Origin of the sequence: Paralimibaculum aggregatum, from assembly GCF_030270585.1 — a bacterium.
Classification (GTDB): Bacteria; Pseudomonadota; Alphaproteobacteria; order Rhodobacterales; family Rhodobacteraceae; genus Thermohalobaculum; species Thermohalobaculum aggregatum.
Genome location: NZ_BSYI01000014.1, coordinates 19,603 through 41,782, shown reverse-complemented (window position 1 = coordinate 41,782; position 22,180 = coordinate 19,603). Strand labels below are relative to the sequence as shown.

The following is a 22,180-nucleotide window of genomic DNA, read 5'->3' as shown; positions in this document are numbered from 1 at the left end:
AATGACTTTTGCGAATGCCGCCGGCTGGCGCGGCACGATCTACGGTGCCGTCGCGACGGCGATGCTGGCCCTGCCGGCACAGGCAGCGACGACGGTGGACATGGAGCTGCAGCTCCTGATGGACATATCGGGCAGCGTCAGCAGCTCCGAGTTCACGTTGCAGCGGCAAGGCTATGTCGATGCCTTCAACGACCCGCAGGTGCAGGCGGCGATCCTCGACACCAGCGGCGGCGATATCGGCGCCATCGCGGTGCAGTTCATCTACTGGTCCGGCGCCGGCAGCCAGGAGATCGCGGTCGACTGGACCCTGATCGACAGTGCGGCCGCGGCCTCTGCCTTCGCCAGCGACATTGCCGGGACCAGCCGTCCCTTCAACGGCAGCACTGCGCCGGGCTCGGCAATCGATTTCGGCGTGCCGCTGTTCGCCAGCAACGATTTCGACGCCGCCGAGCAGGTCATCGATGTCTCGGGCGACGGCGCGCAGAACGAGGGCGCGTCGACCTCGGCGTCGCGTGATGCGGCGCTTGCCGCCGGGATCGACCGGATCAACGGCATTTATGTCGAGGGCGAGGTCGGCCTCGGCGCCTGGTACGATGCCAACATCAAGGGCGGCACCGACGCCTTCGTGATCGCGGCCACAGGGTTCGACACCTTCGGCGATGCGCTCAAGCTCAAGCTCCGCTCCGAGATCCAGGGCACCACGCCGGGCCAGCTCGGCGACGTGCCGCTGCCGGCGCCGGCCTTCATGCTGATCGGCGGGCTGGCGGGGCTGGCCTTCGTCGGCCGCCGCCGCAAGAAGGCGATCACGGACCCGGCCTGAACGGCCGCGAGGATATCCCCCGGCCCCCCGGGGGCTTGCCGGACCCGGTCATCCGGGGCCGGCATCGGGCGGTCCGGGCCTCAGCGCACGGCAAGCTCGAGCGGCGCGAAGCCGACCCCCTCGAAGGATGCGGTCCAGACCTGCCCCGGGCTGAGCGGCATCGCCTCGGTGAGCGTCCCCGTCGTGATGATCTCGCCCGGCGACAGCGGCGCCGAGCCCGGCCGCTGCGCCAGCTCCTCGGCGAGGAAGCCGAGCGCCCTGAGCGGCCCGCCGAGGACCGCGGTTCCGACGCCGTGGCGGCGCGTGCCGTCATCGCCGGAAAGCGTCACGGTCAGGCCGGAGAAATCCGCGAGCTCCGCGGCGCTGAGGGTCGAGAGGTCGAGCCGCTCGCCGATCACGAGGGCGCCATGGATGCCGTGGGCGGCGACGGCATCGGGCGCCGAGAACGCCCAGCCGGGAAATACCGAATAGACCACCTCGAAGCCCGGTGCCGCCCAGTCGACGCAGGCGAAAAGCTCGTCCGGGCTCATGCCCGGCTCCGGCGCCCTGCCGAGATGCAGCACCACCTCCGGCTCGATCTTCGGCTCGGGCATCGCGCCGATATCAACGACCGCGCGGGCATTGCCGGCCTCGGTCACCGTGCTGTCGAACATGTCGCCCCAGACCGGGGCGGAGATCCCGCGTTCGGCCCAGATCGAGCGGTTGGTGAAGCCGATCTTGCGGCCGACCGGCCGTTCCCCCCGCGCTGCGCGGAGGCCGCGCACGCGGCTGGCGACCCGGTAGGCGTCGTCGAGGCCGAAACCCGGCTGGCGGCCGGAGAAGGGCGCGATCTGCCCCTTCGTCCCGAGCAGCGCCACGAGCTCCGCGCCGAACCGATCGGCGACCGTTGATTCCTGCATGTCCCTCTCCTGTCTTGTCATTGCGTCATGCTCCGGCCGCTCAGCCCTCGAGCTGGCGGGCCTCGTCGATCAGCATGATCGGGATGCCGGAGCGGATCGGATAGGCCAGCCCGGCGCTGCGCGAGACCAGCTCCTGGGCCTCGCGGTCATAGATCAGGCGGCCGCCCGAAGCGGGGCAGACCAGCAGCTCCAGCATCCGCCCGCCCGCGGTCTCGCTCTGGCCCCCGGGCAGCGCCACGGGCAGGCCCGCGGGCCGCTCGCCGCCCTCTTCCGGCCCATCGGTCATTGCATCTTGCTCTCGTCGCCGCTCGAGGCGATGGCAAAGCGCAGCAGCGCCATCAGCGTGGCGCGCCGGTCCGAGAGGCAGGGGGTCTCGAGCAGCGCCTGCTTCTCCTCCACCGAGAACGGGCACATGATCGAGAGCGAGTTGATCAGCATCTCCACCGGCGCGTCCTGCAGGCTGCTCCAGTCGGAGGCGAGCTGGGAGGCGTCGAAATACCGCTTCAGCAGCGCCAGGAAGGCGGTGCGGTCGAAGCCGCGATCCTCCTCCGGCCCCTCGAGATCGGCGGTGAAATCGGCCCAGAGCGGCCGGACCCGGCGATAGGGCGTGAAGCCGTCGATCTCGCCCTCCACGCGGAAGCGGCTGACCCCGGTGAGCGCGATCAGGTAGCGCCCGTCCTCGGTCTCGGAGAGCGAGGTCACCCGGCCGGCGCAGCCGATCCGCTGCAGGCGCGGCGGCCCCGGCCTGTCGCCGCCGCGGTCGCCCATGGCCTCGGCCATGGGCTGCACCATGCCGATCAGCCGGTGCTCGGTCTTCAGCGTGTCGTCGAGCATCGCGAGATAGCGCGGCTCGAAGATGTTGAGCGGCAGCCGCGCCCGCGGCAGCAGCAGCGCCCCCGGCAGCGGGAAGACCGGGATCGCGTCGGGCAGGTCGGCTGGGGCGAAGCGCCGCGTCATGAGACTCCTTTCGAGGGGTCAGGCGAAGATCATCGAGGACAGCCGCCGCCGCCCGCTTTTCGCCAGCGGGTCCTTGGGGCCGAGGGTGTCGAAGAGCTTCATCAGCTGAGTCTTGGCGGCGCCGTCGTTCCACTCGCGGTCGCGGCGGAACAGCTCGAGCAGCTCGTCCACGGCGCCGGCATGGTCGTTGGCCGCCACGAGGGCGAGGGCGAGGTCGTAGCGCGCCTCGTGATCGTCCGGGTTGCCGGCAAGCCGCGCCTTCAGCTCGTCCGCCTCGCCGGCGCCGGCGGTCTGCTCGGCGAGCTCCACCGCGGCCCGCGCGGCGGCCACCGCGCCGTCCTCGGCGATCTTGGCCGGCACCTTGGCGAGGATCAGCCGCGCGCCCTCGAGATCGCCGCGCGCCAGCGCCGCGCGGGCCATCCCGGCATGGGCGCGGGGGGTCTCGGGCTCTTCGGCGGCGATCGCCGCATAGGTCTGGGCGGCATCCTCGATCTGGCCGGCCTCGAGCATCCCGTCGGCGGCATCGAGCGCATCCTCGAGCCCGCCGCCGCCGGCCATGTCGACGAGGCGCTGCACGAACTGCTTGATCTCGGAGGCCGGGACCGCGCCCATGAAGCCGTCGACCGGCTGGCCCTGGAAGAAGGCGTAGACCGCCGGGATCGACTGCACCCGCAGCTGCCCCGCGACCATCTGGTTCTCGTCGACATTCACCTTGACCATGCGGACCTTGCCCTTGGTCGCCCGCACGGCATCCTCGAGCATCGGGCCGAGGGTCTTGCAGGGGCCGCACCAGGGCGCCCAGAAATCCACGATCACCGGGATCTCGCGCGAGCCCTCGATGACATCGGCGACGAAGCTCTGGTCGGTGGTGTCGGTCACATCGGCGCTCTGCGGGGCGCTGCTCAGGTCGATCATGCTCGGATCCTCGGTTCCATATGCGGTTGGCCCCTCAGATAGAGGCAGGCGCCGCGCGCCGCAATCACCGGCTCACGTTCCGGCACGTTCCCGGGCCAGTGCCTCGAGCCGGTCGAAGTCGACGAGCCGGGGCGGATGGCCGGTCGCCTCGAGGAAGCGCAGCAGATCCGCCGCGGCGATCCCGGTGGTCGCCTCGTTGTGCAGCGGATGGGCATTGACCAGCTCGGCCTCGGCGATGGCGCGGTCGAGCACCACCTGCACGCGGCCCTCGCGGTCGTTCAGCGCGGCGAAGGGGGTGACCGCGCCGGGCTTCACGCCGAGCGCCTCCTCGAGCAGCTCGGGCTTGCCGAAGGAGCAGTTCCTGGCGCCGATCTCGCGCTCGAGGTCGCGGATGCGGATCTCGCGGTCCTCGCGGCAGCTCACCAGCCAGAGCCCGCCCTTCTTCTCCCTGAGGAACATGTTCTTGATGTGCAGGCCCGGCAGCTCGCCGCGGAGCGCCTGGCTGTCGGCCACGGTGAACAGCGGCGGATGCTCGTGATGCGCGTAGGCGATGCCCGCCGTCTCGAGAAAGGCATAGAGCGCGTCCTGCCCGGCCGGTGTGCTCTGGTCCATCGGAACCTCCTCCTGTCGCAGATAGCCGTGCGGCGCCCCGCGGCAAGGCAGGGCGCCGGGATGGGGCGAGATGCTCAGTCGCGCAGCAGCACGCGATGCGCCCAGGCATCGCCATCGGTGATCACCAGGTCGCTGAAGCCGAGGAGCTTGGCAAGGTCGAACCAGGTGGCGCTGGTCTCGATCGAGTTGTTGACGAAGAAATCGGTGTCGCGCGATTGCGAGGTGAGCTGGGCGAGCACCGCGCGGGCCCGGTAGAGGGTCGCGAACACGGTGTCGTCGAGCGCCACGATGATCATGTGCTCGGCCTCGGCGCCCTTGGCGAAGATCGCGAAGCGCGGGTTCTCCGGCGCCTCCATCTGCGCCTTGGTGAGCTGGGTGATGAAGGCGATGCGGACATCGCGGGAGACATTGCTGTCGGAGCGCAGCAGGGTCCGGTCGAAGACCTCTTCCGAGGTGACCTCCGGATAGTGGTAGCCGTCGTGCTGGGCCGCTGCCGGCAGCGCGGCGAACAGGCAGAGGGCGGCGCCGGCCAGGGCGGCGGCGAGCGGGGCGGTGCGGCGGTCGGGCATTGCGTCGGGCTCCTTGGAATGCGGTGTGCCGATCCGCAGATGCCGCCGCGGGCGCCGCCCGGTCAAGCCCTGCGCCGGCGCGGCGGGCCGGGCGCGGCCTCAGCCATGCGCCCAGCGGTGCTGCGGCGGCAGGTGCAGGCGGAGCCGGTCGCCGAGAGCGAGCTGGCCCGGCCGCTCGACCCAGGCGGTGATGCCGCGCTTGTGCCGGGCGATCTTCGGGAAGGCCTCGCCGCGGCCCGGATGCACACGCTCGATCTCGGCCGCGGGATACTGGCAGGGGCCGTTCTCGGTGTCGGTGGTCAGCGCCGGCGCGGCGCCCTCGGCGATCAGCCGGCTGGCCGGCGGCAGCAGGGTGAGATCGGGGATGCCGCGCAGCACCAGCGTCGCCCCCAGCCATTCCGGTGCGAGATGCGGGATGCCGAGCCCCGCGGCGATCTCCGCCATCTCCTCCTCCGAGAGGATCGAGAGCTGGCGGACATTGCGGATCTCGGTGCCCTTCGGGTATTGCCGGCGCACCCGCACGCAGGAGGGCCGGGTCTCGCCGTGATGCACGTCGCCCACCGGGCCGCCCCAGTCGAGCGCGATCTCGTCCACCGCCTCGGCGCGGATATGGTCCACCCCCTCCGGCACCAGGCCGAGCCAGACCACCTCGCCATAGAGCTCCGTCGGTTTCAGGATCGACATCGCCTCCCCTCCCTGCTGTGCCCTGCGGGCCGGGCCCGCCTCAGCGCCCGAGCGCGCGCCAGCCGATGTCGCGCCGGCAGAAGCCCTCCGGCCAGTCGATCGCATCGACCGCGGCATAGGCCCGCGCCGTCGCCTCGGCCAGATCGGCGCCGGTGGCCGTGACATTGAGCACCCGCCCGCCGGTGGCCACAAGCCTGCCCTCGCGCGCCGCGGTGCCGGCATGGAAGACGGTGACGCCCTCGATCCCCGCCGCCGCCGCCAGCCCGCGGATCTCGGCGCCCTTCTCGTAGGCGCCCGGATAGCCCTTCGCCGCCATCACCACGGTGATTGCCGCCTCCGGCTTCCAGTCCGGCGCGATCCCGGCGAGCCGCCCCTCCGCCGCCGCGGCGAAGAGCGCCAGCGCATCCGAGCCGAGGCGCAGCATCAGCACCTGGCATTCCGGGTCGCCGAAGCGGACGTTGAACTCGATCAGCTTCGGCCCCGCCGCGGTGATCATCAGCCCGGCATAGAGCACGCCGCGATAGGGGGTGCCGCGCCGCGCCATCTCGGCGATCGCCGGGCGGACGATCTCGGCCATGGCGCGCTCGGCCAGCGCGGCATCCAGCACCGGCGCCGGGGAATAGGCGCCCATGCCGCCGGTGTTGGGGCCGGTATCGCCCTCGCCGACGCGCTTGTGGTCCTGCGCTGAGCCGATCTCCAGCACCGTCTCGCCATCGGTGAGCGCGAAGAGCGACGCCTCCTCGCCGACCAGCCGCTCCTCGATCACAACCCGCGCGCCGGCGGCGCCGAACTGTCCGCCGAGCATGGCATCGACCGCGGCTTCCGCCTCGGCCAGCGTCTCCGCCACCACCACGCCCTTGCCGGCGGCGAGCCCGTCGGCCTTGACCACGGCGGGCCCGTCCATCGCCCGGAGATGCGCCTTCGCCGCGCCGGCGTCCTCGAAGACCGCATGGGCCGCCATCGGCGCGCCGCAGGCGGCGGCGATCTCGTGGGTGAACGCCTTGGAGGCCTCGAGCTGCGCCGCCGCCGCATCCGGCCCGAGCACCGCGAGCCCGGCCGCGCGGCAGGCATCGGCGACCCCGGCCACCAGCGGCGCTTCCGGCCCGACCACCACGAGGTCGATCGCCTGCCGGCGCGCCCAGCCCGCCACCGCGGCGCCGTCCTCGATGGCGAGCGCGACGCATTCGGCGAGGTCGGCAATCCCGGCATTGCCCGGCGCCGCATAGAGCTTCGTCAGCAGCGGCGAGCGCGCGATCGCCCAGGCCAGTGCATGTTCGCGGCCGCCGCCGCCCAAGACCAGAACCCGCATGCTCCCCGCCCTTTCTCTCCGCGCCGCCAGCGCCTAATCTCCGGGGCCGGAGCCCCGGGAGTGACCATGAGCGACAGCCTTATCGACGACGGCCCAGAAAACGCAAGCGGCGGCGTCAACACGCCGGAGTTCTCGGTGAGCGAGATCTCCGGCGCGGTGAAGCGCATGGTCGAGGGCGAATTCGGCCATGTCCGGGTGCGCGGCGAGATCGGGCGGGTCTCGCGGCCGCGCTCCGGTCATATCTACATGGACCTGAAGGACGACCGCGCGGTGCTTTCGGGCGTCGTCTGGAAGGGCGTCGCGGCGGGGCTCACGGTGGCGCCGGAGGAGGGGCTCGAGGTGATCGCCACGGGGCGGCTCACCACCTTTCCCGGCCAGTCGAAATACCAGATCGTGATCGAGGCGCTGGCCTATGCCGGCGAGGGGGCGCTGCTGGCCCGGCTCGAGCGGCTGAAGAAGGCGCTCGCCGCGGAGGGGCTGTTCGAGCCCGCCCGCAAGCGCCCGATCCCCTATCTGCCGCGGGTGGTGGGGGTGGTGACCTCGCCCTCCGGCGCGGTGATCCGCGACATCCTGCACCGGCTGGAGGCGCGCTTCCCGGTGCATGTGCTGCTCTGGCCGGTGGCGGTGCAGGGGCAGGCCTGCGCCGGCGAGGTGGCGGCGGCGATCCGCGGCTTCTCGGCGCTGCCGGAGGGCGGCCCGGTGCCGCGGCCGGATGTGGTGATCGTGGCGCGCGGCGGCGGCTCGGTCGAGGATCTCTGGGGCTTCAACGAGGAGGCGGTGGTGCGCGCCGCGGCGGCGAGCGCGATCCCGCTGATCTCGGCGGTGGGGCACGAGACCGACACGACGCTGATCGATTTCGCCGCCGACCGGCGGGCACCGACACCCACCGCCGCGGCCGAGATGGCGGTGCCGGTGCGCGCCGAGCTTGCCGCCACGGTGGCCGAGCTCGAGAGCCGGCGCCGGCGCGCGCTGGCCCGCGGGTTCGAGCTGGCGCGCGACCGGCTGACCGCGCTGGCGCGGGCATTGCCGCGGGCCGACGGGCTGCTCGAGACGCCGCGGCAGCGGCTCGACACGGCGCTCGCCCGGATGCCGCGTCCGGAGGCGCTGACCGAGGCGCGGGCACAGGAACTACGGCTGACGCTGGCGCGGATGCCGCGCCCGGCGGAGCGGCTGGCCCGGGCAGAGGAGGCGCTGGCCCGGCTGGCGGACCGCCTGCCGCGGGGGCTGATGGCCGGCGTGGCGGAGCGGCGGACGCGGCTGGCCCGCGGCGGCAGCCGTCTCGTCCCCGGGCTGCTGACCGGGCGGCTCGACCGCGCCGCCGAGCGCCTCGCCGATCGCGGGCGGCGGCTCGATCCGGCGGCCGCCCGGCTGCGCGACGGCGCGCGCGACCGTCTGGCCGGGCTCTCCCGGCTGCTCGAGACGCTCGGCTATACCCAGACGCTGGCCCGCGGCTATGCGGTGGTGCGCGACGGGGCCGGTGGGGTGCGGACCCGTGCCGCGGGGATCGCGGCGGGGAGCCCGCTCGAGATCGAGTTCGCCGACGGGCGCATCGCCGCGGTGGCAGGGGCGGGCCTCTCCGGCAAGGGTTCCACGGGGAACACTGGCGGCAGCGGTGGTAGCGGCGGCGGCGGCAGCGACCGGCCGGCGCCGAAGCGCAAGAAGCCGAAGCCGGCGCCCCCGTCGCAGCCCTCGCTGTTCGGCCCCGAGGGCGACTGAACCGGCCCCGGCGCCCCGGCTCCGGGCGGCGCTGGCCTGCCGGCAACCGGGCTGCTAGGCTCCGCCCGCCGCCGGGGTGGCGGCCACCAACGGAGGGAGGACAAGCATGCCCAAGGGATACTGGATCGCCCATGTCGAGGTCGACGATCCCGCGCCCTATCCGCTCTATGTCGAGGGCGCGAAGGCCGCCTTCGAGCGCCATGGCGCGCGGTTCCTCGCCCGCGGCGGCGCGCATACCGAGATCGAGGGCCCGATGGGCCGCAGCCGCCACGTGGTGATCGAGTTCCCCTCCTACCAGGCCGCGGTGGACTGCTGGAACTCGCCGGAATACCAGGCCGCCCGGGCGCATCGCCTGCCGGTGAGCACGGCGACGATCGTGCTCGTCGAGGGGCTCGGGGACTGACCGCGGCGGAGGACGGGACGATGCCGAAGGGATACTGGATGGGCCATGTCCGGGTCACCGACCCGGCGGGCTATGCGCGCTACCGCGAGGCCAATGCGGCGGCATTCGGGAAATATGGCGGGCGCTTTCTCGTGCGCGGCGGCGCGGCGGAGGAGGTCGAGGGCGCGCTCGGGCGCGAGCGCCACGTGATCATCGAGTTCCCCTCCTACCAGGCCGCGCTCGACTGCTGGAACTCGCCGGAATACGCCGCCGCGAAGGCCGAGCGCGACGGCGCGGGAGAGGCCTATCTGATCGTGGTCGAGGGCGTCGGCTAGGCGCCGCCCGGCTCAGGCCGTCGGGCCGCCGCAGCGCAGCGGCTCGCGGTCGCGCCGGACCACCCGAAGTTCCATGCCGGCATCCGGCCCGTCGCCGAGCAGGCGGGCGAAGAGGCCCTTCTCGTCGCGCAGCATGCGCCAGCAGATCTCCTCGCCGTCGCCATCCTCGTAGCGGAAGCAGATCTGCCCGCCATGCGCCCGCCAGGTGCCGCGCACGCAGTCGCCGAAGCGGAACTGCCAGAGCGTGGTGCGCCCCGGCGCATAGGTCTCGGCGCCGAAATACTCGCCGCCTTCCGTGAAGTAGAGCGTGTAGCCCTCGGCATAGGCGCCGAAGGCCGAGGGGCTGATCGGCTCCTCCGCCTGCAGCGGCGCGCCGAGCAGCAGCACGGCGAGGCCCGCGGCGAGCGCGCCGATGCGGGGGGCGGGTCGGATCATCTCTCGGTCTCCCTGGCGCCGAGCCGGAACCGCGCGGCCACCGGCTCGCGGCACAGCGTGTCGGAGCAGGGCTGGAGATGCAAGACGATGCTGTCGGATGGCGCGGAGAGCGGCACCCGGACGCGGCCCTCGTAGACATTGAGCGGCGCGCCGGCGAAGCCGAGGCTGCGGGACAGCGGCTCGGGCCAGGCGGCCCCGGCGCCCTCGATGGCGGCGCCGGTCAGCCCCTCGGTGCCGGGATCGGGCGCGTTCACGTGCCAGCCCGGTGCAATCGCGAGCTCGAGTTCCCAAGCCGCTCCGCCGCGCAGGAGCCGCGCCGCCACCGTGCCGCCGGCCAGCGTGCGGCGCAGCACCGAGGGGCCCGCCGCCAGCACCCGCGCGCCGATCAGCGCCTCGGTCCGCAGCACCGGGATCTCGCGCATCGGCCCGGAGACCGCCGATACCAGGCGCTGCGCCGCCGCGCCGGCCGCCATGTCGCCGCGGGCGCCGAGCCGGGCCAGCAGCTCGAGCGCCGCGCTCTCGCCGGCCGGGGTGGCGCCGTCCGAGCTCTCGTAGATCGGGCCGAGCGGGCCGTCCTCCGCCGCCATGCGCAGCCGCCCCGCCCCGTCGGAGAAATCGCGCAGGATCGTGGCGCCGAGCGCCTCGGCGCGCTCGGCCCAGGGCCCGGGCACCGCGAGGAAGGCATCGGCCTCGGCGAGCGCGAGGCAGGCGAGTCCCATCCAGACATGGTCCTCGAGCTGGCCGGCCTCGCGCGCCGCGCCGCCGGCCCAGAGCCGGGCCAGCCGCGTGCCGTCCCAGAGCCGCGACCAGACCGCCTCCGCCGCCCGCGCCGCGGCCTCTGCCAGATCGCGCCGGTCGAAGGCCACGGCGGCCTCGGCCAGCGCGCGGATCATCAGCCCGTTCCAGCCGGCGATCACCTTCTCGTCGCGAATCGGGCGGTGGCGCGCCTCGCGGGCCGCGCGCAGCCGCTCGAGCAGCGGGTCGAGCCGGGCGAAGTCCACTGCCGCGCCGGGCTCGAGATGCGCCACCGGGCCGACCTCGCCGACGGGTTTGCCGAGGCCGAGCGTGGCCGCCGCCCAGTCGCCCTCGGCGCCCAGCAGCTCCCGCGCCTCGGCGGCCGGCCAGAGATAGAAGGCGCCTTCCTCGCGGCGGCCCGCCGCATCCAGGCTGTCGGCATCCTCGGCGGCGAAGAAGGCGCCCGCCCCGTCGGTCATGTCGCGCAGCACATAGGCGAAGCAGCGCTCCGCGGCGCGGCGCCAGGCGGGCTCGCCGGTGGCCTCCCAGCCCTCGGTGAAGGCGCGCGCCAGCTGGCCCTGGTTGTAGAGCATCTTCTCGAAATGCGGGGTGCGCCAGTTGATGTCGACGGTGTAGCGGTGAAAGCCCCCGCCGGCATGGTCGTGGATGCCGCCGGCGGCGATGGCATCGAGGGTCTTCCGCGCGATCCCCAGCGCCTCGGCATCGCCCTCGCGGCGCCAGCGGTCGAGCAGGAAGAGCAGGAAGCTCTCCTGCGGGAACTGCTGGTTGTCGGAGAAGCCGCCATGCGCCCGGTTGTGCATGCGGGCGAGATGCGCGGCCGCGGCGTCGAAGGTCTCGGGCTCGAGCGCCGCCGCGCCGCTGCCGCCGAGCGCGCCCTGCCGGCGCACCGCCTCGGCGATGCGCCCGGCGACCTCGACGATCTGCGGGCGCTGGCGGTCCCAGGCATCGGCGACCGCGGCGAGCACCTGCAGGAACTGGTGCTTGGGGAAATAGGTCCCGGTGTGGAAGGGCGTGCCGTCGGGCATCAGCCAGAGCGAGTTGGGCCAGCCGGCATGGCCCTGCTGCAGCTGCGTCGCGGTGATGTAGATCTGGTCGAGATCGGGCCGCGCCTCGCGGTCGAGCTTCACCGGCACGAAGCGGGCGTTGAGCACGGCGGCGATCTCCTCGTCGTCGAAGCTCTCCTCCTCCATCACGTGGCACCAGTGGCAGGTGGCATAGCCGACGGAGAGGAAGATCGGGCAGTCGCGCCCCGCCGCGGCGGCCATCGCCTCCTCGCCCCAGGGATGCCAGTCCACCGGGTTGTGCGCGTGCTGCAGCAGATAGGGCGAGGCCTCGCGGATCAGCCGGTTGACATAGCGCGGCTTGCCGTCCGGCTCGAGCAGATGGGTGCGCGGGGCATAGTCCGGCCCCTGCGCGGCGAGCGCGGCCTCGAGATCGGCGGTGAGCGCGGGGCTCCGGGTGACGGACGGGGGGGTGATCGCCATGACTGCTCCTCTGGCCGGGCCGGAAGGGGGCAGGGCGCCGGGCCGGCTCGCCCCGAGGTAACCTCCGGGGCGCGGGATTTCCAGCCGCGGTGCGCCGGCCTTTCCGGTTCGCAGGGCCGCGCCGGTGCCCTATCCTGAGGCGCGGGAGCACCGCAGGAGGCCGTCCCATGCCGCATCGCCGTCTCGGATACGTTCTCGCCGTCGCGCTCGTGCCGCTGGTCTGCGCGGGCGGGCCGGCATGGCCGTCGGAGGCGGGCGGCGGCGCCGGGCAGCGGGAGGCGGAGGCCCGCGCTCCGGTCGGCGCACCCCGGGCGCCGGTGGAGCGCGGCCGGGCCGATGCCGGGCACGATGCCGGCGGCCCGAAACCCGGGCAGCCGGGCCCGCGCCTCGGCGACCGCGACGGCGGCCATGGCGGAGGGCGGGACCGGGGCCGGCGGCGCCCGAGGCGCGGCTACTACCTCTATGACCCCTATGGATACTACGGCGACGACCGGGCCCGGCTGCGGCTGCGCGAGGCGGCGCCTGAGGCGAATGAGGCCGCGCCCGCCGCGTCGCCGCGGCCGGCGGGTCCGCCCGATCCGGCGGCGCCCGGGATGCGCCTGCTGCCGCGGGGCGCGGTGTCGCGGGAGCCCGCGCTCCGGGTCGGCAGCGTGCTGCCCGCGGCCATGCCGCATGTGACGCTGGACTGGCGCACCTATGGCCTGCCCCGCCCGCCCGAGGGGATGATCTATGCCCGGGTGCAGCGCCGCATCCTGCTGCTCGACCCGGCGACGCGCCGGGTGCTGGGGCACTACGACCCGGCCGCCGCCGGCGGCGACTGAGCCGAGCGCCCGCCCGGTGGTGCTGCCCGGTCTAGCCGCGGCCTGCGGGGCGCGCTAGGGTCGGCGCCAAACGCCCGAGACGCCCGACAGAGGAGAGGACGGCCCATGGCAGGCAGCGTGAACAAGGTGATCCTGATTGGCAATCTGGGTCGCGATCCGGAGGTCCGGAGCTTCCAGAACGGCGGCAAGGTCTGCAACCTCCGCCTCGCCACCTCGGAGAACTGGAAGGACCGCGAGACCGGCGAGCGTCGCGAGCGCACCGAGTGGCACTCGGTGGCGATCTTCTCGGAGCCGCTGATCCGCGTCGCCGAGCAGTATCTGCGCAAGGGCTCGAAGGTCTATGTGGAGGGCCAGCTCGAGACCCGGAAATGGCAGGACCAGAACGGCAATGACCGCTACTCCACCGAGGTGGTGCTGCGGCCCTTCCGGTCGGAGCTGACCATGCTCGACGGCCGCAGCGAAGGCGGCGGCGGTGGCGGCTATGGCGGGGGCGGCGGCGGCGACGATCGCGGCTATGGCGGCGGCGGCGATGACCGCGGCTATGGCGGCGGCCGGTCCGGCGGCGGCGGCCATGGCGGCGGCTCCGGCGGCCCGGGCGGTCCTGGCGGCGGCATGGACGACGAAATCCCCTTCTGATCCCCGCCCCACCGATCCCGGCCCCACCGGTCGCCGATCCCCGCCCGGCACCGCGCCGCTCGGCCCGGACCCCGCCCGCCCACCCGTCCGCGCCGAGCGGCGCGGTGCCGGGCGGGCCGGCCCTCAGGCGATGGCGATCAGCGCGGTGCGGCTGCGCCGGTGCAGCTCCATCCGCCAGGTGCCGACGGCCAGGCCGATCCAGGCGCTGTGGAAGGCGAGCCCCGCCAGCACCACCCAGAGCCCCGGGATCGGCCCCACCGCGGCCCGCGCGAACAGCGCGTCGAGGCTGTCGATTGGTTCCGGGTGGATCGCCAGCTTGCCGTAGTAGGAGACCGCCTGCACGGCGAGGATGTAGCCGTAGTTCTTCCGGAGCCGGCGCCCCACCGCCAGCACATAGGGGATGTGGAACTTCGGCTGCAGGTAGTCGTCGGAGAGCATGCGGTTCCAGCGCCCGTCGAGCGTGACCCCCTCGCCGCGCAGCATCGGCGAGAAGATGTCGGTCTCCATCAGCCGGCAGCGCGCCCGCCAGACGTTGAAATAGCGATAGCGCCGGGCCTCGAGCAGCAGGAACACCACCACGAGGAGCCCGACCAGGATCAGCGGCAGCGGCGAGGCCTCGGCCGAGGAGAAGCTGATCGAGAGCGCCAGCCCGGTGGTGACCACCGCCCAGTTGGTGGTGTTGTCGAGGCGGGTGCGCCAGATCGTCGAGCGGTAGACCTCGCCGCGATAGAGATGCGCGATGGCGCCCATCTCGGGCGAGCTGAAGCCCCGGGCCGCGGTGCCGGGCTCGGGGTTGGGATCGGTGATCGGTTCGGCGGCAGGGATGGGCATTCGGACGTCCTCCGGGGGATTGTTTTTCCCTGAGGGTAAGGCGGCGGCGGCCCCGAATGAATGGCGAATCCGCGGCGCGGCGTGCGGCCCGGCCCGGAGTCCGGCGCGCGGGCCCGCCAATGGGTCGGCATCGGCGGGAGTGCCGCGCGCCCTGCACCCGGCCGCAGCGCCGCGGGGCCGGGCCGTGCCGCATGGGCGGGATGCCGCGAGCCATCGGAGCGCCTCGGGTGCCGGACCTCGCGCGCGAACCGCGCCCGCGCGCGCTTTCGAGGGCCGAGGGATCGGCGCCGGCCCCGCCGGCCCCGTGCCGATCCGCTGCGCTCCGACGGCAATGCCGGTGTTTGCCCTCTTGCCGCCCGCGCGCTCCCGGGCCTCTGGCGGCCGGGAGACGAGGCGCGCCCATTGCCGGGCTCCCGGCGTGAGGCGGCAGCGGGCTTTGCGCAGGGACCGGGGCACGGGTCAGGCGGTTGCCGTTTGCCAGGGCCGGGCGCTCGCGGCCGATGGCAGGAAGGCGCCGATGCGGTCAACCGGTCGGCCGGTCTCGCGGGTTCCCGCGCACGGCCGCCCGGCCGAGCCTCGGGACGGCAACGGTGTGGGCCGCGATGCTGGCGATCCCGGCGAGGGAGGCGCGGTGCCGGCCGCCGCGGCACCGCGCGGGCGGCGAAGCGCCCGGCGGTCGGTGCTGTCGGTCGTGCCAGGATCCGGGAGCGGCCCGAACGGCGCGCCTCGCCGCGGCGCGGTGCAGCGCCGCGGCAGCGGTTGCCGCAAGCTCGCCGCCCCGCTGTTCGGGTTGCCTGGGCGTGATGCGGCTCGGGGCCTGCGAGAGCTTCCGGCACAAGGGTGTCGCCGGGTCGGTGAGGCGGCGGCACGGCGGCACCCCGGGGAGCCGGAGGGTGGCTGCACGGCGGAGTGCGGGGCGACTGCCGTACCGGTGCCGGCGGAGCATGGCGGCGATGGCCGGGCCGCGCCGGCCGCCGCTTCCGCCCGGCCGCGCGGCGAAACCCTGCCGCACGCGCCTCTGCCCGTCGGCGAGGGCGGCGGCCACGGCCTCGCGCAGCGCGGGGGCGGGACGCTTCCGCCGGGCCCTGCCGCCTTCATCCGGGGCGGGCGGCCCCGACGGCGGCTTTCGCCGCCATGCATACCACCCCTGCCGTTGCCCCGATCAGAGCGGCGTCGTATAAGCGCAACAAACATCCCAGAGGCGCCCGAGGCCCGGCCGTCAGAGGCCGGTGAGGAGACCCTTTTGAACGACGACGAGACCCCCCGCGACACCGGCGACGATCTTCCCGGCGGCCCGCCCGAGGACGGCGGCGGCGTGCCCTCCGGCCGCATGCCCCATGACGGCCCGTCCATCGCGGTCGAGGAGGAGATGCGGTCGAGCTATCTCTCCTATGCGATGTCGGTCATCGTCTCCCGCGCGATCCCGGATCTGCGCGACGGGCTCAAGCCGGTGCACCGGCGCATCCTGTTCTCGATGCACTCGAACAACCAGAACTACGAGCGCGGCTATTCCAAGTCGGCCCGCGTGGTCGGTGCGGTGATCGGTGCGCTGCACCCGCATGGCGAGCAGGCGGTCTATGACGCGCTGGTGCGCATGGCGCAGGACTTCTCGATGCGCCTGCCGCTGCTCGACGGGCAGGGCAACTTCGGCTCGATGGACGGCGATCCGCCGGCGGCGCAGCGCTATACCGAAGTGCGCATGGAGAAGGTCGCCGCCGCGCTTCTCGAGGATCTCGACAAGGATACCGTCGATTTCGTCGCCAACTACGACGGCCGCGAGACCGAGCCGACGGTGCTGCCGGCGCGCTTCCCCAACCTGCTGGTCAACGGTGCCGGCGGCATCGCGGTGGGCATGGCGACCAACATCCCGCCGCACAATCTCGGCGAGGTGATCGAGGCGACGCTGGCGCTGATCGAGCGGCCGGACATGACGCTCTCGGAGCTGATCGAGATCGTGCCGGCGCCGGATTTCCCCACCGGGGCGCAGATCCTCGGCCACAGCGGCGCGCGCAAGGCCTATGTGACCGGGCGCGGCTCGGTCATCATCCGCTCCAAGACCCATGTCGAGGAGATCCGCAAGGACCGTTTCGCGATCATCGTCGACGAGATCCCCTACCAGGTGAACAAGTCCACCATGATCGAGCGCATCGTGGAGGCGGTGCGCGACAAGCGGATCGAGGGCATCGCCCATGTGCAGGACGAATCCGACCGGTTCGGCGTGCGCGTGGTGATCGAGCTCAAGCGCGACGCGACGCCGGACGTGGTGCTGAACCAGCTCTACCGCTTCACCCCGCTGCAGACCTCCTTCGGCTGCAACATGCTGGCGCTCAACCACGGCCGGCCCGAGAGCCTCGATCTCAAGACCATCCTCGCCGAGTTCATCGCCTTCCGCGAGGATGTGGTGGCCCGGCGCACGGCGCATCTGCTGAAGAAGGCCCGCGAGCGCGCCCACATCCTCTGCGGCCTCGCCGTGGCGGTGGCCAATGTCGACGAGGTGGTGGCGACGATCCGGTCCTCGGCCGACCCCTCGGAGGCGCGCACCCGGCTGATGGGGCGGCGCTGGCCGGCGGAGCAGATCGCCGACTACATCCGCCTGATCGACGACCCGACCCACAAGATGAACGAGGACGGGACCTATACCCTCTCCGAGACCCAGGCGCGGGCGATCCTCGAGCTGCGGCTGCAGCGGCTGACCGCGCTCGGCGTCGCCGAGGTCGCCGAGGAGCTCGAGGGGCTGGCCGCGAAGATCCGCGACTATCTCGAGATCCTCGCCTCGCGGCCGCGCATCCTCGGCATCATCCGCGACGAGCTCACCGAGATCCGCGACGCCTATGCCACCCCGCGCAAGACCGAGATCGTCGAGTTCGAGGGCGATCTCGAGGACGAGGACCTGATCGAGCGCGAGGACATGGTCGTCACCGTCACCCATGGCGGCTATGTCAAGCGCACGCCGCTCACCGAGTTCCGCGAGCAGAAGCGCGGCGGCAAGGGCGTCGGCGGCATGGCGATGAAGGAGGAGGATTTCGTCACCCGCCTCTTCGTCGCCAACACCCACACCCCGCTGCTGGTCTTCACCACCGACGGCATGGTCTACAAGATCAAGTGCTGGCGGCTGCCGCAGGGCGGGCGCAACGCCCGCGGGCGCTTCCTCAAGCATGTGCTGGGCGCGATCTCCAACGAGGCGGGCGTGGCGGCGATCCTCGCGGTGGACGTGCCGGAGGACGACTGGGAGCGGCTGCAGATCGTCTTCGCCACCTCCGCCGGCGACGTGCGGCGCAACGCGCTGTCCGACTTCACCAACGTCAAGGCCAACGGCAAGATCGCGATGAAGCTGCCCGAGGGCGTGCGGCTGGTGAATGCCGGGATCGCCGGCGCGCAGGACGACGTGATGCTGGTCACCGCAAGGGGCCGGGCGATCCGCTTCCAGGCGACGGATGTGCGGGTCTTCAAGGGCCGCGATTCGACCGGCGTGCGGGGCATCCGCCTCGGCGGCGACGACGAGGTGGTGGCGATGTCGGTGATCCGGCATTTCGAGGCGAGTCCGGAGGAGCGCGCGGCCTATCTGAAGGCGCGGCGCGCGGTGGCCGGCGGGCTCGAGGAGGAGAACGGCGGCGAGGAGGCGGCGGATGCCGGCGAGGAGCGCGAGGATGCGGTGGCCGACATCGCCCTGCCGCCGGAGCGCTATGCCGAGATGTCGGCGGCGGAGGAGCTGATCCTCACCATCACCGAGCGCGGCCTCGGCAAGCTCTCCTCGAGCCACGACTATCCGGTGCGCGGGCGCGGCGGGCAGGGCGTGCAGGCGATCGACAAGGGCCTGCGCGGCGGCCGCGTGGTCACCGCCTTCCCGGTCGAGCACGACAACCAGATCATGCTGGTCACCGATGCCGGCCAGTCGATCCGCTGCCCGGTGGCCGACATCTCGTTCCGCTCGCGCGCGGCGGGCGGCGTCAACGTGTTCCGCACCGCGCCAGACGAGCGGGTGGTCTCGGTGGCCTGGATCGCCGACCAGAACGGCGAGGAGACCGAGGGCGGGGCCTGATCTTCGGGCGGGCGCGGGGGGGCAGGGCCCCGGGCGCCCGCCGCCCCATGTGCCCGCCGAGCTCCCCCCGGCGCGCTGTCCGGCCGGCGCTCAGTCCTGCCCGAGCGTCTTCAGCCCCTCGATCACGCCGCCCCATGCGCTCTCCGGCGCCTCGGTCCGCACGCTCTCGAGATAGGCGACCGGCGCGGCATAGGGCGCCATGCCGATCGCCTCGGCCAGCGCCGCCGCCTCGGCCGCGCCGAAACTGCCGGAGATCAGGATCCGGCCGCCGCAGATCGGCTCCTGCACCAGCGGCACGGTCAGCACCCGGTCGCCATGGACCACCGCCAGCCGCTCGCCGACATGCTGCAGCGTGAGCGCGCAGAACCGCTCGGCATCGGCGGTGCCGAGGATCACCGAGACCGCCGGCCGGCCGGCGCCGTCGATGCTGGCCTCGGCCCCGATCTCCTTCGGCGTCAGCGCCGGGGTCGCGTCGAACAGCCAGGGTTGCGGCGGCGCCGAGAGATCCGTCAGGCAGATCAGCCCGTGCGGCAGCGGATCGGGGCAGGCGGCGCCGGTCCCGTCGGCGAAATCCGGCAGGCTGTGGAAGGCCAGCCGGCCCTCGGCGAGCAGCGCGGCGACGACGGCATCCTCTGCCTCCGCCGGCCCGTCGAGCGTGACGCGGATGCGCCCGTCCGGCCCGGGCGGCGCGATTTCGGCCTCCGCCCCCAGCCGGTCGAGCCGGGCGCGCATCGCCGCCGCCACCTCCGCCGCAACCGATGGCGCGGTGCCGAAGGTCAGCAGCAGCCGCATCCGCTCCTCCGCCGCGGCGGCGCCGGAGACCAGCAGGGCGAGCAGGGCACAAAGCTGCAGCGGGCGGGACATGGGCGATCCTCCTCCGGCGGGTGGCACCGTCTGCCCGAGCCTAGCACCCCGCGCGGCGCTTTTCATCCCGCGCCGGACCGGCTATGACCCGGCCGAAACCTCCAGCGGACCTGCCCATGACCGACAGCCTCACCCTGCGCCGACCGGACGACTGGCACCTGCATCTGCGCGACGGGGCGATGCTGGCCGGCGTCGCGCCGCAATCAGCCGCCGTTGCGGGCCGGGCGCTGATCATGCCCAACCTGGTGCCGCCGGTGGTGACCGGGGCCGAGGCCGCGGCCTATCGCGAGCGGATCCGCGCGGCGCTGCCCGCCGGGGCGGACTTCACGCCGCTGATGACGCTCTACCTCACCGAGGCGACCGATGCGGAGGATGTCGCCCGCGCCGCCGCGGCCGGGCTGGTCGCCGCGGTCAAGCTCTATCCCGCCGGCGCCACCACCAACTCGGCCTCCGGCGTGCGGGATTTCGGCAAGGTGCTGCCGGTGCTCGAGCGCATGGCGGAGATCGGGCTGCCGCTCTGCGTGCATGGCGAGGTGACCGACCCCGAGATCGACATCTTCGACCGCGAGGCGGTGTTCCTCGAGCGCGTGCTCGGCCCGCTGCGCGACCGGGTGCCGGGGCTGCGCGTGGTGCTCGAGCACATCACCACCGCCGAGGGCCTCGCCTTCGTGCGGGCGCAGGAGGGCATGGCCGGCACCATCACCACGCATCACCTGGTGATCAACCGCAACCACATCCTCGCCGGCGGCATCCGCCCGCACTACTACTGCCTGCCGGTGGCCAAGCGCGAGCGCCACCGCGCCGCGCTGGTGGAGGCGGCGACCTCCGGCGATCCGCGCTTCTTCTCGGGCACCGACAGCGCGCCCCATGCCGACGACGCCAAGGAGGCCGCCTGCGGCTGCGCCGGCTGCTTCACCGCGCCGGTCTCGCTGCCGGTGCTGGCGCATGTCTTCGAGGCGGCGGATGCGCTCGACCGGCTCGAGGGCTTCGTCGCCGGCCACGGCGCGACCTTCTACGGCGTCGCGCCCAATCCGGGCCGGGTGCGGCTCAGCCGCGGCGCCGCCTGGACGCCGCCCGCGAAGATCGAGACCGGGGCCGGGCCGGTCACGGTGTTCGACCCGGGCTTCCCGCTGCACTGGCGCGCCGAGGACATCACGGAGACCGAGACGTCATGAACTTTGCCACCCCCGATCCCGCGGTGATGGGCCGCGACGTCGCACGGATGCTGCTCGAGGTGGAGGCGGTGCATTTCCGCCCCGACCCGCCCTACAGGCTGACCTCGGGGCTGGCCTCGCCGGTCTATATCGACTGCCGCAAGCTGATCTCCTATCCGCGGCTGCGCGCGGCGGCGATGGACTATGCCGCCGCCCATGTGCTGGCGCGGGCCGGCTACGAGCGCTTCGACGCGGTGGCCGGCGGCGAGACCGCGGGCATTCCCTTCGCCGCCTGGATCGCCGAGCGCCTCGGCCTGCCGATGCTCTATGTGCGCAAGAAGCCCAAGGGCTTCGGCCGCGATGCCCGCATCGAGGGGCATCTGGCCGAGGGCCAGCGGGTGCTGCTGGTCGAGGACCTGACCACCGATGGCGGCTCGAAGCTCAGCTTCGTCGACGCGCTGCGCGAGGCCGGGGCGGAATGCGCGCATACGCTGGTGCTTTTCTACTACGGCGTGTTCGAGGGTGTGGAGGAGCGGCTTGCCGGCCATGGCATCGCGCTACATCACCTGGCCACATGGGCCGAGGTGCTGGCGGAGGCGCGGGCACGGCAGGCTTTCCCGCCCGAGGTGCTCGACCAGGTGGGAGCCTTCCTCGAGGCGCCGCTCGCCTGGTCCGCCGCCAATGGCGGAAAGGACAGCCTCTAGCGGCGGGGCTTTTCCCCGCGCCCGTGCCGGATCGTCTGACCGAGGGCAGCAGGAGGAACCCCGATGTTCGACTGCAGTATTTCCGGGAGCAGGCTCGTCTGTGTCTGCGAGCTGGCGGCCTCCAAGGGCAAGGTCGTCACCTTCGAGGGCGCGCGTTTCGAGTTCGAGTTCGAGATGGGCGCGGTGGCGAAGACCGACTACGCCAAGGGCTTCGCGAAGACCTTCCAGAAGAAGCTCGAGGCCGAGTGCCGCGCGATCGCCGATCTGGAGTCGCAGAGCCGTGCGCTCGACAGGGTGGTCGCGGCCGAGGCGGCGAAGGGCCGGCTCGGCTCCGAGGCCGATCTCACCGGGTTCCTCAGGCAGGAGAGCGACGCCATCACGGCGATGTGGGACAAGTGGACCGCGACGCTGTTCGCCAAGGCCCGGCGCCGGGCGCTGGAGGCGGCGCTGAAGGAGAAGCGCGGCGAGCATGCCGAAAGCCTGAAGGCGGCGGAGAAGAAGGCCCGCGAGAAGGTCTCCAGGGTGCCCTATTTCGCCTATGGCGCGGCGCTGGCCAGCCTCGCCACCACGCCGGTGGTCGGGGTGCCGGCGGCGCTCGCGGCGCTGGCCGGCATCGGCAAGGCGGTCTCGGCCACCTGGAAGGCGGTGGAGGACCGGGAGAAGGCGTTCAACCAGCTCGCGCTCACCCACAAGGCGGTGGAGGCGGATCTCAAGGCGCTGAAGGATGCCGTCGACGCGATGGCGCGGCGGATCGAGACCATGCAGCGGGCCGGCGATGCGGCGCAGACCGAGGCGCTGGCGATGCGGGCCTCGGCGCGGGCGCTGCGCGACCAGGCGGCGGAGGCGGCGCGGCAGGCCGGCGACAGCGCGCTCGGCGCCGCCGAGCGCAAGGCGGCGGCCGGTTTCGCGAGCCGGCTGAAGGCGGCGGCCTCGGGGCGCGCCGCGGCGGCCGAGGCGACCGGGGCGGTGGGCGATCTCGCCGGGGTCAGGGCGGCGCAGGCGAAGCTGTCGGCCGGGCTGGCGGAGATGACCGCGGCACTGCGCGGCGAGCGCGCGGCGCTGACCTCGACGGCGAAGGCCCGCAAGGACCAGCTCGACATCCTGCGCGAGGTGGCCGGGATCGGCGCCAGGATCGCCAAGGCCTGGGGCTGAGGCAGAGGCAGTGGCACAGGTCCCGGCGGCGGTCGGCGCGGGCGGCCGCGCAGGCCCGCCGCCATCCCCCGCCCACCCACCCGGATGCCGGCGGGCCTGCACGGGT

General features: G+C 73.4%; 22 protein-coding genes. 10 read left to right on the top strand and 12 right to left on the bottom strand.

The genetic code is table 11. From position 1 onward, the window contains the following. The first annotated feature begins 1 nt into the window (after position 1). Complete coding sequence (locus QSJ97_RS10420) at positions 2-820, top strand: DUF1194 domain-containing protein (protein ID WP_285671692.1); 819 nt, start codon at positions 2-4, stop codon at positions 818-820. 80 nt (positions 821-900) lie between these two features. Here the strand turns inward: QSJ97_RS10420 and QSJ97_RS10415 are convergent, their stop codons facing one another. From QSJ97_RS10415 to purD, 8 genes are all read right to left on the bottom strand, one after another. Then, a complete protein-coding gene (locus tag QSJ97_RS10415) occupies positions 901-1,719 on the bottom strand; it encodes a 2-keto-4-pentenoate hydratase (RefSeq protein ID WP_285671691.1) in 819 nt (272 codons plus the stop codon). A gap of 40 nt (positions 1,720-1,759) precedes the next feature. After that, complete coding sequence (locus tag QSJ97_RS10410; protein WP_285671771.1) at positions 1,760-1,915, bottom strand: Trm112 family protein; 156 nt, start codon at positions 1,913-1,915, stop codon at positions 1,760-1,762. 86 nt (positions 1,916-2,001) lie between these two features. Next, positions 2,002-2,676 carry an LON peptidase substrate-binding domain-containing protein gene (locus QSJ97_RS10405; protein ID WP_285671690.1) on the bottom strand — a complete coding sequence of 225 codons (675 nt, stop codon included), beginning with the start codon at positions 2,674-2,676 and terminating at the stop codon, positions 2,002-2,004. Positions 2,677-2,694: 18 nt separating this feature from the next. Then, positions 2,695-3,591 (bottom strand): thioredoxin, encoded by an 897-nt coding sequence (gene trxA / locus QSJ97_RS10400; protein ID WP_285671689.1) that lies wholly within the window; start codon positions 3,589-3,591, stop codon positions 2,695-2,697. A 72-nt stretch (positions 3,592-3,663) separates the two neighbouring features. After that, complete coding sequence (locus QSJ97_RS10395) at positions 3,664-4,203, bottom strand: prolyl-tRNA synthetase associated domain-containing protein (RefSeq protein WP_285671688.1); 540 nt, start codon at positions 4,201-4,203, stop codon at positions 3,664-3,666. 74 nt (positions 4,204-4,277) lie between these two features. After that, positions 4,278-4,772: a hypothetical protein gene (locus QSJ97_RS10390; RefSeq protein ID WP_285671687.1), complete on the bottom strand. Its 495-nt coding sequence runs from the start codon at positions 4,770-4,772 to the stop codon at positions 4,278-4,280. Between the two features lie 99 nt (positions 4,773-4,871). Next, the gene (locus QSJ97_RS10385) at positions 4,872-5,456 is read right to left on the bottom strand and encodes an MOSC domain-containing protein (RefSeq protein WP_285671686.1); all 585 of its coding nucleotides are present in this window, start codon (positions 5,454-5,456) and stop codon (positions 4,872-4,874) included. 40 nt (positions 5,457-5,496) lie between these two features. Continuing rightward, the gene (gene purD, locus QSJ97_RS10380) at positions 5,497-6,765 is read right to left on the bottom strand and encodes a phosphoribosylamine--glycine ligase (RefSeq protein WP_285671685.1); all 1,269 of its coding nucleotides are present in this window, start codon (positions 6,763-6,765) and stop codon (positions 5,497-5,499) included. Positions 6,766-6,831: 66 nt separating this feature from the next. Between purD and xseA the strand changes: the two genes are divergently transcribed. From xseA to QSJ97_RS10365, 3 genes are all read left to right on the top strand, one after another. Then, on the top strand, positions 6,832-8,481 hold the full coding sequence (xseA, locus tag QSJ97_RS10375) for an exodeoxyribonuclease VII large subunit (RefSeq protein WP_285671684.1): 1,650 nt from the start codon (positions 6,832-6,834) through the stop codon (positions 8,479-8,481). A gap of 106 nt (positions 8,482-8,587) precedes the next feature. Further along, positions 8,588-8,884 (top strand): DUF1330 domain-containing protein, encoded by a 297-nt coding sequence (locus QSJ97_RS10370; protein ID WP_285671682.1) that lies wholly within the window; start codon positions 8,588-8,590, stop codon positions 8,882-8,884. A 20-nt stretch (positions 8,885-8,904) separates the two neighbouring features. Beyond that, on the top strand, positions 8,905-9,198 hold the full coding sequence (locus QSJ97_RS10365) for a DUF1330 domain-containing protein (RefSeq protein ID WP_285671681.1): 294 nt from the start codon (positions 8,905-8,907) through the stop codon (positions 9,196-9,198). A 12-nt stretch (positions 9,199-9,210) separates the two neighbouring features. On the opposite strand, the gene QSJ97_RS10360 is transcribed toward QSJ97_RS10365, so the two are convergent. Together QSJ97_RS10360 and QSJ97_RS10355 are read right to left on the bottom strand one after the other, a co-directional pair. Then, positions 9,211-9,633 carry a hypothetical protein gene (locus tag QSJ97_RS10360; protein ID WP_285671680.1) on the bottom strand — a complete coding sequence of 141 codons (423 nt, stop codon included), beginning with the start codon at positions 9,631-9,633 and terminating at the stop codon, positions 9,211-9,213. Further along, complete coding sequence (locus QSJ97_RS10355; protein ID WP_285671679.1) at positions 9,630-11,873, bottom strand: thioredoxin domain-containing protein; 2,244 nt, start codon at positions 11,871-11,873, stop codon at positions 9,630-9,632. The genes QSJ97_RS10360 and QSJ97_RS10355 overlap by 4 nt, the downstream gene beginning before the upstream one ends. Positions 11,874-12,040: 167 nt before the next feature. Between QSJ97_RS10355 and QSJ97_RS10350 the strand changes: the two genes are divergently transcribed. Together QSJ97_RS10350 and ssb are read left to right on the top strand one after the other, a co-directional pair. Next, entirely contained in the window at positions 12,041-12,694 is a 654-nt protein-coding gene (locus QSJ97_RS10350) for a hypothetical protein (RefSeq protein ID WP_285671678.1), read from the top strand. A 105-nt stretch (positions 12,695-12,799) separates the two neighbouring features. Beyond that, the gene (ssb, locus tag QSJ97_RS10345) at positions 12,800-13,330 is read left to right on the top strand and encodes a single-stranded DNA-binding protein (RefSeq protein WP_285671677.1); all 531 of its coding nucleotides are present in this window, start codon (positions 12,800-12,802) and stop codon (positions 13,328-13,330) included. Between the two features lie 123 nt (positions 13,331-13,453). Here ssb and QSJ97_RS10340 read toward each other — a convergent pair whose 3' ends face one another. Further along, positions 13,454-14,161: a DUF2270 domain-containing protein gene (locus tag QSJ97_RS10340; protein WP_285671676.1), complete on the bottom strand. Its 708-nt coding sequence runs from the start codon at positions 14,159-14,161 to the stop codon at positions 13,454-13,456. Between the two features lie 1,330 nt (positions 14,162-15,491). Here QSJ97_RS10340 and gyrA point away from each other — a divergent pair. Further along, positions 15,492-18,200: a DNA gyrase subunit A gene (gyrA, locus tag QSJ97_RS10335; protein ID WP_285671770.1), complete on the top strand. Its 2,709-nt coding sequence runs from the start codon at positions 15,492-15,494 to the stop codon at positions 18,198-18,200. A 90-nt stretch (positions 18,201-18,290) separates the two neighbouring features. Here gyrA and QSJ97_RS10330 read toward each other — a convergent pair whose 3' ends face one another. Continuing rightward, complete coding sequence (locus QSJ97_RS10330; protein WP_285671675.1) at positions 18,291-19,064, bottom strand: SecDF P1 head subdomain-containing protein; 774 nt, start codon at positions 19,062-19,064, stop codon at positions 18,291-18,293. A gap of 116 nt (positions 19,065-19,180) precedes the next feature. Between QSJ97_RS10330 and pyrC the strand changes: the two genes are divergently transcribed. The 3 genes from pyrC (at position 19,181) to QSJ97_RS10315 (ending at position 22,074) form a co-directional block, all read left to right on the top strand. Next, on the top strand, positions 19,181-20,239 hold the full coding sequence (gene pyrC / locus QSJ97_RS10325; protein ID WP_285671674.1) for a dihydroorotase: 1,059 nt from the start codon (positions 19,181-19,183) through the stop codon (positions 20,237-20,239). Next, on the top strand, positions 20,236-20,922 hold the full coding sequence (locus QSJ97_RS10320) for an orotate phosphoribosyltransferase (protein WP_285671673.1): 687 nt from the start codon (positions 20,236-20,238) through the stop codon (positions 20,920-20,922). Before pyrC ends, QSJ97_RS10320 begins: the two co-directional genes overlap by 4 nt. Positions 20,923-20,985: 63 nt before the next feature. Beyond that, positions 20,986-22,074, top strand: coding sequence for a hypothetical protein (locus QSJ97_RS10315; RefSeq protein WP_285671672.1), 1,089 nt, complete (start codon positions 20,986-20,988; stop codon positions 22,072-22,074). The last annotated feature ends 106 nt before the right edge of the window (positions 22,075-22,180 follow it).

Coding starts and splice junctions, on each gene's coding strand:
- QSJ97_RS10390 (WP_285671687.1), bottom strand. CDS start 4,772: ATGCCCGACCGCCGCACCGCCCCGCTCGCCGCCGCCCTGGCCGGCGCC.
- QSJ97_RS10315 (WP_285671672.1), top strand. CDS start 20,986: ATGTTCGACTGCAGTATTTCCGGGAGCAGGCTCGTCTGTGTCTGCGAG.
- QSJ97_RS10395 (WP_285671688.1), bottom strand. CDS start 4,203: ATGGACCAGAGCACACCGGCCGGGCAGGACGCGCTCTATGCCTTTCTC.
- ssb (WP_285671677.1), top strand. CDS start 12,800: ATGGCAGGCAGCGTGAACAAGGTGATCCTGATTGGCAATCTGGGTCGC.
- xseA (WP_285671684.1), top strand. CDS start 6,832: ATGAGCGACAGCCTTATCGACGACGGCCCAGAAAACGCAAGCGGCGGC.
- QSJ97_RS10405 (WP_285671690.1), bottom strand. CDS start 2,676: ATGACGCGGCGCTTCGCCCCAGCCGACCTGCCCGACGCGATCCCGGTC.
- trxA (WP_285671689.1), bottom strand. CDS start 3,591: ATGATCGACCTGAGCAGCGCCCCGCAGAGCGCCGATGTGACCGACACC.
- QSJ97_RS10360 (WP_285671680.1), bottom strand. CDS start 9,633: ATGATCCGACCCGCCCCCCGCATCGGCGCGCTCGCCGCGGGCCTCGCC.
- QSJ97_RS10340 (WP_285671676.1), bottom strand. CDS start 14,161: ATGCCCATCCCTGCCGCCGAACCGATCACCGATCCCAACCCCGAGCCC.
- QSJ97_RS10330 (WP_285671675.1), bottom strand. CDS start 19,064: ATGTCCCGCCCGCTGCAGCTTTGTGCCCTGCTCGCCCTGCTGGTCTCC.
- QSJ97_RS10385 (WP_285671686.1), bottom strand. CDS start 5,456: ATGTCGATCCTGAAACCGACGGAGCTCTATGGCGAGGTGGTCTGGCTC.
- QSJ97_RS10370 (WP_285671682.1), top strand. CDS start 8,588: ATGCCCAAGGGATACTGGATCGCCCATGTCGAGGTCGACGATCCCGCG.
- QSJ97_RS10350 (WP_285671678.1), top strand. CDS start 12,041: ATGCCGCATCGCCGTCTCGGATACGTTCTCGCCGTCGCGCTCGTGCCG.
- QSJ97_RS10320 (WP_285671673.1), top strand. CDS start 20,236: ATGAACTTTGCCACCCCCGATCCCGCGGTGATGGGCCGCGACGTCGCA.
- purD (WP_285671685.1), bottom strand. CDS start 6,765: ATGCGGGTTCTGGTCTTGGGCGGCGGCGGCCGCGAACATGCACTGGCC.
- QSJ97_RS10415 (WP_285671691.1), bottom strand. CDS start 1,719: ATGCAGGAATCAACGGTCGCCGATCGGTTCGGCGCGGAGCTCGTGGCG.
- QSJ97_RS10410 (WP_285671771.1), bottom strand. CDS start 1,915: ATGCTGGAGCTGCTGGTCTGCCCCGCTTCGGGCGGCCGCCTGATCTAT.
- QSJ97_RS10365 (WP_285671681.1), top strand. CDS start 8,905: ATGCCGAAGGGATACTGGATGGGCCATGTCCGGGTCACCGACCCGGCG.
- QSJ97_RS10420 (WP_285671692.1), top strand. CDS start 2: ATGACTTTTGCGAATGCCGCCGGCTGGCGCGGCACGATCTACGGTGCC.
- gyrA (WP_285671770.1), top strand. CDS start 15,492: ATGCCCCATGACGGCCCGTCCATCGCGGTCGAGGAGGAGATGCGGTCG.
- QSJ97_RS10355 (WP_285671679.1), bottom strand. CDS start 11,873: ATGGCGATCACCCCCCCGTCCGTCACCCGGAGCCCCGCGCTCACCGCC.
- pyrC (WP_285671674.1), top strand. CDS start 19,181: ATGACCGACAGCCTCACCCTGCGCCGACCGGACGACTGGCACCTGCAT.